Raw genomic sequence first — 9,615 nt, 5'->3', positions numbered from 1 at the left:
GACACAGATAAACACGGATCACAATCGGTGTTTATCCGTGTCTATCCGTGGTTCTAATGCAGTACAGTAAAAACTCCGGATTGAGAACGCTCCCTAGCCCATGTCGGCCCAATTCCCGTTACGTGACTTCCTCCTGAGACTCGAGGCCGAAGGGATTCGGGTTCGGGTGCGTGACTATCACCGCATTGCCCAGGCCTTGCAGGGGAGCGGACCCTGGACGCGCCGCCGCTTGCGCGACACCCTGGCGGTACTGCTGACCAAGAGCGAACACCAGCAGAACCTCCTGTTGCGCCAGTTCGACCGCTATTTCTCCGGATCTCCCACAAGGGTCGAGGCAGCCGAAGAAGAGATCGACACCCAAGCCTTTCTGAACGACCTGCGGGATCTGGAAGCCGCGCCGGACAGGCCACCGGACCCTCCCCCGCTACCGCCAACCTCTACCCCACCCAAGATATCCGATCAACCGGATAGCCATTCCCGATTACGATCAGCCTGGTTATTGTTGATCCTGGCCCTAATCACGGGTCTGGCAATCTGGTATTACTGGCCGAGGCCCGATCCAGCTCAGGTGGTCGATCCGACCGCACCACAGCCAACGGCAGAAGAATCTCCCTCAGGCCAAGAGGATGAGCTGGAAACCCGAACTGACGAGACCCGAACCCACGAAACCCAAACCAACAAGACCCGAACCGACAAGACCCAGACCGACGAAACCCGAACTGACAAGATCCGAACCTACAAGAAGGTCCCCTACGTCGAGGACATCCGATACGTCCCACTACCGCCACCCGATACCGCCTGGAAGCAACTGGCCTGGATGTCCCTTATTCTGTTGCTGGTGTCGATCGCCTGTCTGATCTATCTCGCCTTCGACCGCAAGATCCGCTTTCCCGAGCCCCTCGAATGGGACGGAGACAAACCCCGGCGTTTCTCGCTGGCGCAGGTCGGCGGGGAACCTGCTCCTCTGCTCGACCGCGATACCCTGGATGAGGCAGCGGATGCCGTCAGCTATTTCTACAGCGACCGGCCGGCGGCGACCCTGGACGTGCCCGCTACCATCCAGGCCACCCTGGATCAGGGTGGGCTGCCGGCGCTGCGGTTTCACCGGCGTAAACATATCCGCACCCTGCTCATCTTGCGCGACAGGCGCGCCAGGGCGACCTGGAACCGGACCGCGGAAGAGCTGGCCGCGGGCATTGGGCAGCGCGGGGTTCCCGTGGTCCTCGGCACCTTCAAGGGTTCTCCCGCCCGCTTTAGAGTGGAGCACAGCGGAGTAGGGCATCTGGAAGATCTGGAAGAGACCCGCGCTGCCTTCATCATCCTGATCTTCAGCGATGGCTCCCGCATCCGACCCTCCCCAGCCTGGACTGATCTCAAACAATGGCCCCAGTGCGCCTGGCTGGACTACCGCGAGCCCCGTCGCTGGTCGCCGGAGCATCCCGCGCGGCGCTACGGCCTGCCGCTCTATACCGCCGATGCCCAGGGCATTCGCGCGGCGCTTAAAGGCTTCCTCAGCGAATGGGGCGCCAGGACCCAGGCACCTGATGTCGCCGCGCCCATCGTCAGGGGTGAGCTGACCGGCGTCACCCTGGCGTCCCGGCTCGGCGATGCCCTGTCCTGGACCCAGGACTGCTCGGTGCTGCACCCCTGCAGCAGGGGCCTTGCGGATAAGCTGCGCCGGCGTTTTTACCCCCATCTACCCCCCACGCGCCTGGAACGCATCCTGGACCTCCCAGGCACCCGGCAAGACGCGGAAGGCATCCGCTTTGCTCCCGCAGTATGGCGGCTGTTGAAGCAGGGCTTTGTGGCGCGGCCGCAAGCCAGGCGCCGCGAGGTCCTGGAATTTCTTCGGGATGAATTGGACCAAGCGGGAAAAGCTCTGGAAGCGGGCAGTCTGGCCCGGCTCGACTGGCAAAGCCGATGCGCCCTGCTCGATCTGGAGCTGGGCCGGCCGACGCCGGAACTGGCCGCTCTGGCCCGGACCCCGGCGCTCGCTGCCGCACTCAGCAACCGTCTCCAGGAGTTCGCCCTGTCCGGCGGGACAGACCCCGGCGAAGCGGACAAGATTCCCCTGGCAAACCAGCCGGACCCCGAGACCCTGCAGTCTCTCGCCTGGTTGCCCGACAGTCCCCTGCAACAAAAACGCCGCCGTTACTCTCCCTTACGCAGCGGGCAACGGCGGGTTGCGGGCCTGATCGGCATGGCCTTTGTGGCAATGAGCGCCTGGGGCCTATGGCTCGCTCTGCAACCGGAGCCGAACTGGGGGGTAGAGGGCGTGGATGCCCCGGCCCTGTTACGGGGAGGGCTACAAGAAAACGCCGGCGAGCCGGCGGATGGAACCAGGGGTATGGTCTCCGACCTGCCTGCCGAGCTAAGGCTCAAACCCGATACGGACTACAGATTAAGACTGTTCGGCGGAGGCTATTGGCAGGACCATGCATTCAGGGTATCCGAGGGCCAAGCGGCCCAGCTGATCGCGGCAAAAAAGGAGATCGAGCGGCCTTGTGTGGAAGAGATCACGGCGGGCTTGCAGGCGATTGTCTGTTTGCAGGACGGGACCGCGCCTGCCCGGAGCTGGCACGAGCGACTCGAGGCCACGGGTATTCCGGACTGGCCCCTGGATCGGAGATTGAGCATAGGCATCGCAATTGCTGAAGGCCCGGAGCCTAACCCGGATCATTGGTCCGGCTATGACCCACTGCTGGCGACCGGCTCCCTGGATACCATCTTCCGCCTCTATCCGACCGCAGGAAAAGCGGTCCTGGACCCGATGCCGACCCTGTTGGAACGGCTTCCGATCTCCGCGACCCAGGCCCTCTGGTGGCTGGAAGACCCGTCCGCTACCGATCTTTCAGAGCCAGATCGGTCGGTGCTGGATGCAGCCCTCGGAGGCTTCACCAGAGCCGGGGCGCTGAAGTGGAATAGCGCGGCATTGATCCAGCTCCTTCGACCCAGCGGCACGCCCTACATCGGCGAGAACGAGCTGATTGCGGCCTTGCGCCTCGATTCTGATGGGCTCTCCGGTGACGGCGCCCCGCTCCTGTTATTCCGACCTTTGGCAACAGGACGTTTAAAAATAGAAACATCTGTTCCGGCCCAGGTGGAACTCTCGCGGGGTACGGAAAGACGCAGCACCAGCAGTGGCAAGACCCTCGAGCTGCCGGCTGGCGACTGGCATCTCATCGCCCAGACCGGTGGCTATTATTTCAGGGCACAGGTAGACATCAGCCTAGGCGCCGGAGAAACCAAAACCATTCGTTTAGAACTTGGGCCCGAAGATCCCGCACCGGATTATGCTAACTGGAAAATATTGTGGCGGGTCGAAGCGCATTACTGGTATATCGCTCGGCTTCAGAGTGTTGCCTTTGCACCGGACGGGCGCAGTGTGCTGTCAGGAAGTGCTACTGACAGCACTATGAAACTGTGGGACCTGAGCAGTGGCCAGAAAATCCGTACCTTCCGCGGATCTTCTCAGGTCTGGGCAGTTGATTTTGCGCCGGACGGGCGTAGTGTGCTGTCAGGAGGTTTGGACGATACCCTGAGATTATGGGATGTGAGCAGTGGCAAGGAGATCCGGACCTTTTTCGGACATTCGGCCCCAGTTCATGCTGTTGCCTTTGATCCGGACGGACGCCGTGTGCTGTCAGGAAGTCGGGACGATACCCTGAAATTATGGGACCTGGACAGCGGCAAGGAGCTCCGCACCTTCCGCGGGCATTCTGGCGACGTTGAGTCTGTTGCCTTCTCTCCGGACGGACGCAGTGTACTGTCAGGAAGTAGTGACGGGACCCTGAAATTATGGGACCTGAGCAGCGGCAAGGAAATCCGCACCTTCAGTGGACATTCTGGCTATGTCAACTCCGTTGCCTTTGCACCGGACGGACGCCGTGTGCTGTCGGGAAGTAGTGACGGGACCCTGAAATTATGGGACCCGAGCAGCGACAAAGCAATCCGCACCTTCAGCGGACATACTCGCTCAGTTGCCTTTGCACCGGACGGGCGTAGTGTGCTGTCGGGAAGTGGTGACAATACCCTGAGATTATGGGACCTAAGCAGCGGCAAAAAAATCCGCACCCTCAGCGGGCATTCCCGCGGTGTCACTTCCGTTGCCTTTGCTCCGGACGGCCGGCGGGCCGTGTCGGGAGATGACCGTGGCACCTTGATTTTGTGGGGCGCGGAGTAGGTTGGGGTTCGTTCCTCACCCCAATCTAGGGGCTAGGGTTCATGTTTGCGTGATTTGTCGTTTCCGTCTGCCCGGCGGGCACTGCAACGGGCGTTTGAGCCGCATTTTCCTATAGGAAATCCAGCTGCCTTTGTGGACACGGCGATGCGAAAATGACGAATCACACGAATCGGCGCGAAAAAGATCCCTCCCTTCGGTTCGGGATGACAATTGCGCGAGGATTCGCGTGACTCGTCGTTTTTCCTCTTTTTGCCGACTAGCACCTCATTTCGCTTGGTATTGCGGAAGACATGGGAAAGATTTTTTTATTCACCACAGAGGCACGGAGGACACAGAGAAAGGAGAATTGCTGAGAATGAGCTGGGTCGGAGAATCGCAACGCCAGGACGCCAAGACGCAGAAAAAAACCTTTGCGTCCTTGCGCCTTGGCGTTCTCTTCTGTTCTCTGTGCCCTCTGTGCCCTCTGTGCCTCTGTGGTGAATAGCATATTTCCGTAATATCAAGCGAAACGATGTACTAGGGCATGTTGACATTTAGAAGGTCCGCACAGCGGACCCTACGCTAACTGACAATACCCTCAAATTATGGGACGTGGACAGCGGCAAGGAAATTCGTACCTTAGAAGGACATTCCAGTAGGGTCTACTCCGTTGCCTTTGCCTCGGACGGCCGGCGGGCCGTGTCGGGAGATTCCGGTGGCACCTTGATTTTGTGGGGGGCGGAGTAGCTGGGAGGATCTTCTATTACCAGCGGGGCCTCGCCTCAGACCGACGAGATCAAGTGATAAGTGATAAGTGATAAGTGATAAGTGATAAGTATGAAATGAAGAAGGCAGTCCTGTTTTCACACTCCACACTCAGCCATCGGGGACATCCCAACTATCCGGCCGTCATTCCGGCTGGGACGCCGGAATCCGGACGCCAGGGACGGCAAACCGGCGGGAACCCGGAACATGGGTTATAGGCATCCGACCGATCGGCCCGTGTCGATGCGGTTCGTGTTACTCACCACATCCTTGTCTGTTCTGTTTCCGAGCAGAGTCCTACCGGACACCCATAGCCTCTGGCTGGTGACCTACGACCCACGGTTATCAGACACCGCGCGAAACACTTTGGCAAATGCTATCGTGACAGTCTTCCACCAGCGGATCACGAGGAAAGATAATGGCCCAAATGATCGTCAGAGAGCTGGAAGAAATCGTCGAACTAAGGCTCAAGCGCCGCGCTGCGCGTCATGGAAGGAGCATGGAGGAGGAGGTCCGGGAGATCCTTTGCAATGCGATTCGTGACGAGCAAGGCCCGCAAATCGGGCTCGGTTCACGCATCGCCGCTCATTTCGAAGGCAAGGGCCTGGATACGGATCTGCCCGAGCTACGGGGTATCGAGGCACGCTCTGCGAGCTTCGGGGAATGATCGTTCTCGACACCAACGTACTATCGGCCTTGATGCAATCTCAACCGGACATCAGGGTCGTTAGCTGGCTCGACCGGCAGCCTTCCGAGGCGGTATGGATCACCACAATCAATTTGTTCGAGATCCGCTACGGCGTGGCTCAATTGACACCGGGCAAACGCCGGAAAGCGCTGGAGGATGCTTTCGGTGTGTTGCTGCGCGATGACCTGCAAGAGCGTGTCTTACCTTTCGACGTATCCGCGGCCGATCACGCTGCGCGATTAGCCGGTGAACGGCGCCGGAGAGGCCGCCCGGTGGATATTCGCGACACCCAAATTGCCGGAATCTGCGAAGCCCGTCACGCGATGCTCGCGACACGCAATACGCGCCATTTTGAGGACATCAGCACGCCCATTGTAAATCCCTGGGAGGATCGCAGACAGGGTCTTGATTTTCCGGATTGAGGGGAATGCGAGATGTCCGAATTGCTTCGCAACAACCACCGATGAGAAGCAACCTCAGAGGCAGTGATTATTATTCGGTTGCCCTGTATACCAAGACCACACAGGCAAGAAAAGACCCATGCGAGTCTATTTCGATATCCAAACCCAAGGCACCAGCGCCTACGCTTGTACCGGAGCAGGCGGTGAAATGCTGCGTCTGGACGGGTTACAGCTGGGCGAACAGGCCCAGGTACGGATCAAAGGCAAGCACTATACCCTGGGCGATTTGGTCCGGCTGCTGATCGAATTCAAGAACAACCGTGCCGAGTTGTTGGACGACCGCGACCAACTGGAGATCGGACGGTATCTGTATGCCCAGACCATCGCCCGCCTGCTGCCGGCGGAGCAGAACAGGCTGCGCGACGCGCCGGAAGTCATTCTGCACCTGACCAGCCCGGACGAGCAGATCACCCGCCTGCCCTGGGTGTTGCTGGCGCGTGACCAAGACCTGTTGAGCACCTGCGGTTGGTCGGTGTTACTCAGTGGCGTGCCCTTTGCCCGGCCGGACGACCAGGGGACCATGCAGCTGCATCACGGCCTGCAGGCCGCGGAATTGCCGCCGGCGCCGCGCCTGCTGGTGATCGCCCCCCAGCCGCAGGATCTCACGGATACGGATGCCGACGCCCATCTGGAGACGTTGCAGGGGCAATTGAGCAGCGGTGATGCCCGGTTGGTGTGGGACAAACACCTGCGCCGAGTCTCGGAATGGGAGGAATTCGTCGCGGTCTTGCCGGAGTTCAGGCCGCATTTGATCTACTACTACGGCCACGGCATCGGCAGCAAACACCGCGCCGACTTGGTGTTCGCCGATGCCCGAGGCAAACGCAAGGACGTGCCGGTGACGGATTTCGCCCAGTGCATCAGCCGATTGGAGGACCCTCCCAGGCTGGTCTATGTCAATTGCTGCCAGGGGGATGCGGCCGGTTACCTCGGGGTGGGGCGGCAGATAAAGGCACCGGCGGTCCTGACCAATCGCACCAAGGCGGTGATCCCGGCGGCCCAGGAACAGGCCATGGCCTTGTGGGAGGCCGTGATCCTGCAAGGCCAGGCCCCGCACCTGGCCTTGCAGGCGATCTATCAGCGCACGGCCGAGCTGAAGCTGTCACGGGCGGACGTGCGCTGGATGACCCCGGTGCTGTATGGACACTACGACCATTGGCGGGCCCATCCGCCGACACCGGCCAAACACTGGATTAAGGATGATGAGTGGCATCTCAAGGTGGATCGCATCCACCAATTCGCCACCGTTAGCTTCCTGGTCCGCGAGATGCTGCGCAACAGGCGGCCGCGCTGTCTGTTCTTCGTCTGGTACGGGCGGGCGGGCGAGGGCATCGATCTGTTCCATGAACGCCTGGCTTCCGAGCTGGAGCTGGACCTACCCGGCGCGACAGAGGTCTATACGGTCAATCCGGCCTGGCCGGATCAGCTGGCGAATTCGGAAATCGCCTTCCGCGAGGTGACCCTGGAGGCCTTCCGGGTGAACAGCCTGGAGGATATCCCGGCACGTATCCGCACGCAGAACCAAGGCGAGCGACAGGTCCTGACCTATCTGAATCATCGACCGGTCATCACCCGTCCTTATACCTCGTCGGAGATGCTGAAAAATACTATCAATCCGCAGACCTTACGCGACTATTTCGACTGGTGCGACCGGGTCTATCCTAGCTTGCTCGAGCCGGGCCAATATCTGCTGATCGGCATCTCCTTTGTGGTCAAGGACCCACCGAAATTCCGCGACTGGTTTCGCCGGGCCCAGAGCGGATCGAACCTGCACGACAGCGTGGTACGCTTGCTGGACGAGATGGAGAATCTGGCCGAAGAGGATTTACTGGATTTTCTCCATCTGCACGATATTCCGCTGCCGGCCTCCAGGCGCGACCAGGTGATCAAATCAATCCTCACCAAGACCAAAGGCCACTACGAACTGACCATTGCCGAGTTAGAGAGCTGGCTGGAGTGCGGACTGGCGGTGGAGGAAGAGCAGCAAGAAGATCAGGGCTTCACGCCCTTCGAGGTATGACCAGATGGAATTGAGCCCGGCTATCCTGCAATTGACCCCGGCGGACAGCAGCTTCGAACAGGACGCCCGCTGCTTTGTGCCCGACGACAAGCTGGTGACCGCCATCCGGACCGCGGTGGCGGTGGGTGAGCCCTTGTTGATGACGGGCGAACCGGGCACCGGCAAGACCCAGGCGGCCTATTACGCGGCCTACCAGCTGGCGCTGGAGCCGGTCATCCATTTCCAGGTGAAGTCGGAGACCACGGCGCGGGACCTGCTGTATCATTTCGATACGGTCCAATACTTCCATGATGCCCATTTCCGGAATCTCCGGGAGGAGAAGCAAAAGGAAGCGCAAAAGCAAGGGCAGCCAAATGCCGGCGATCGGCTGGACAAGAGCAGCTATGTGGAGCCGCGTCCTTTATGGGAGGCGTTCCAGCACAGCGACAAGACCGGAAAACCGGCGGTGCTGCTGATCGATGAGATCGACAAGGCGCCCCGCGATTTCCCCAACGACCTGCTGCACGAGCTGGACCGCATGGAGTTCACGGTGGCCGAGACCCGCACCAGGGTCAAATCCGAACGGCGCATCCGCCCGCTGGTGTTCATTACCTCCAACAGCGAACGGCGCCTGCCGGAGCCTTTTTTACGGCGTTGCGTGTATCACCATATCCGTTTCAACGATACCATCGTCGAGCGTGCCGTCGCGGCCCATGCCAAACACCGCCCCGAGTTGAACCGCCTGACCGATGAGCTGCTGAAGCTGGCAATTCGCCGCTTTCTGGATCTGCGCGACCAGGACACCTTGCGCAAAAAACCCGCTACCGGTGAGCTCCTGGTCTGGTTGCGCATGCTGGCGCTGGAGGTGGATATGGATGCCGGGAAGCTCCACCGGCTATTGCAGTCGAAGGACCTGTCGACACTGCCCTATCTGGGCACGCTGCTGAAGGATCATCAGGATATGGAGGAGGTAGCCGGTTGAAAAGGAACCCAGTCCCTCAAACAACGCCAAATAATTCAGATTGCTTTGCGTCCGTTGGCGTTCATTTGCGGACTCTTCTCGTTCGATCCTGGTGCTGTTCGGCGTTATTTGGCGTTGCCTGAGCGGGCGTCGTGTTGGGTTACGGCGCGTTCGACGCCCTGTCCCCCGCGGCGTTTCCCCGCGCGCCTAACCCAACCTACGCCCAAGGCGAGATCGGCACGGACAGGCGGCACGTTAAATACAAACATCCTGTAAATCCTGTGTAATCCTGTAAATCCTGTCCTATTCGGGGCTCGCGACAAATCATTCAGGCCCCCTTATTCGACGGTGACGGATTTGGCCAGATTCCGCGGCTGGTCCACGTCGGTACCCTTGAGCACGGCCACGTGATAGGCCAGGAGTTGGAGCGGGATGGTGAAGAGCAAGGGGGCGATGAGGCTCTCTGCCTGGGGGAGCTTGATGACGGTCATGCCCCGCCCTTCGGTCATGGTGACGCGGTCGTCGGCGAACACGAAGAGCGCGCCGCCGCGGGCCCGGACCTCCTCGAGGTTGGACTTG

Annotated in this window: 6 protein-coding genes and 1 pseudogene; 6 read left to right on the top strand and 1 reads right to left on the bottom strand. The window is 60.3% G+C overall.

The features are described 5' to 3' along the window. The first annotated feature begins 100 nt into the window (after positions 1-100). The 6 genes from BQ17_RS15745 to BQ17_RS15720 all read left to right on the top strand — a co-directional run bounded on the left by BQ17_RS15745 (position 101) and on the right by BQ17_RS15720 (position 9,057). Positions 101-4,183 (top strand): WD40 repeat domain-containing protein, encoded by a 4,083-nt coding sequence (locus tag BQ17_RS15745; protein WP_089728653.1) that lies wholly within the window; start codon positions 101-103, stop codon positions 4,181-4,183. Positions 4,184-4,774: 591 nt separating this feature from the next. Beyond that, positions 4,775-4,909, top strand: coding sequence for a WD40 repeat domain-containing protein (locus BQ17_RS24375; RefSeq protein WP_089728651.1), 135 nt, complete (start codon positions 4,775-4,777; stop codon positions 4,907-4,909). Between the two features lie 436 nt (positions 4,910-5,345). Next, the gene (locus tag BQ17_RS15735; RefSeq protein ID WP_089728649.1) at positions 5,346-5,594 is read left to right on the top strand and encodes a FitA-like ribbon-helix-helix domain-containing protein; all 249 of its coding nucleotides are present in this window, start codon (positions 5,346-5,348) and stop codon (positions 5,592-5,594) included. Continuing rightward, positions 5,591-6,037, top strand: coding sequence for a type II toxin-antitoxin system VapC family toxin (locus BQ17_RS15730; protein ID WP_089728647.1), 447 nt, complete (start codon positions 5,591-5,593; stop codon positions 6,035-6,037). Before BQ17_RS15735 ends, BQ17_RS15730 begins: the two co-directional genes overlap by 4 nt. Before the next feature lie 118 nt (positions 6,038-6,155). Next, complete coding sequence (locus BQ17_RS15725; protein ID WP_089728645.1) at positions 6,156-8,096, top strand: hypothetical protein; 1,941 nt, start codon at positions 6,156-6,158, stop codon at positions 8,094-8,096. A gap of 4 nt (positions 8,097-8,100) precedes the next feature. Further along, a complete protein-coding gene (locus BQ17_RS15720; RefSeq protein WP_089728643.1) occupies positions 8,101-9,057 on the top strand; it encodes an AAA family ATPase in 957 nt (318 codons plus the stop codon). Positions 9,058-9,374: 317 nt separating this feature from the next. On the opposite strand, the pseudogene BQ17_RS15715 reads toward BQ17_RS15720, so the two are convergent. Beyond that, positions 9,375-9,615: pseudogene (locus tag BQ17_RS15715) on the bottom strand (glutamine--fructose-6-phosphate transaminase (isomerizing)); the annotation flags it as partial.

This window comes from Candidatus Thiosymbion oneisti, from assembly GCF_900092655.1.
Lineage (GTDB): Bacteria > Pseudomonadota > Gammaproteobacteria > Chromatiales > Chromatiaceae > Thiosymbion > Thiosymbion oneisti.
This window is presented reverse-complemented; position numbering and strand designations above follow the sequence as displayed.

Excerpts from the sequence above, each read along its gene's own strand:
- BQ17_RS15725 (WP_089728645.1), top strand. The coding sequence starts at position 6,156 with ATGCGAGTCTATTTCGATATCCAAACCCAAGGCACCAGCGCCTACGCT.
- BQ17_RS15730 (WP_089728647.1), top strand. The coding sequence starts at position 5,591 with ATGATCGTTCTCGACACCAACGTACTATCGGCCTTGATGCAATCTCAA.
- BQ17_RS15720 (WP_089728643.1), top strand. The coding sequence starts at position 8,101 with ATGGAATTGAGCCCGGCTATCCTGCAATTGACCCCGGCGGACAGCAGC.
- BQ17_RS15745 (WP_089728653.1), top strand. The coding sequence starts at position 101 with ATGTCGGCCCAATTCCCGTTACGTGACTTCCTCCTGAGACTCGAGGCC.
- BQ17_RS15735 (WP_089728649.1), top strand. The coding sequence starts at position 5,346 with ATGGCCCAAATGATCGTCAGAGAGCTGGAAGAAATCGTCGAACTAAGG.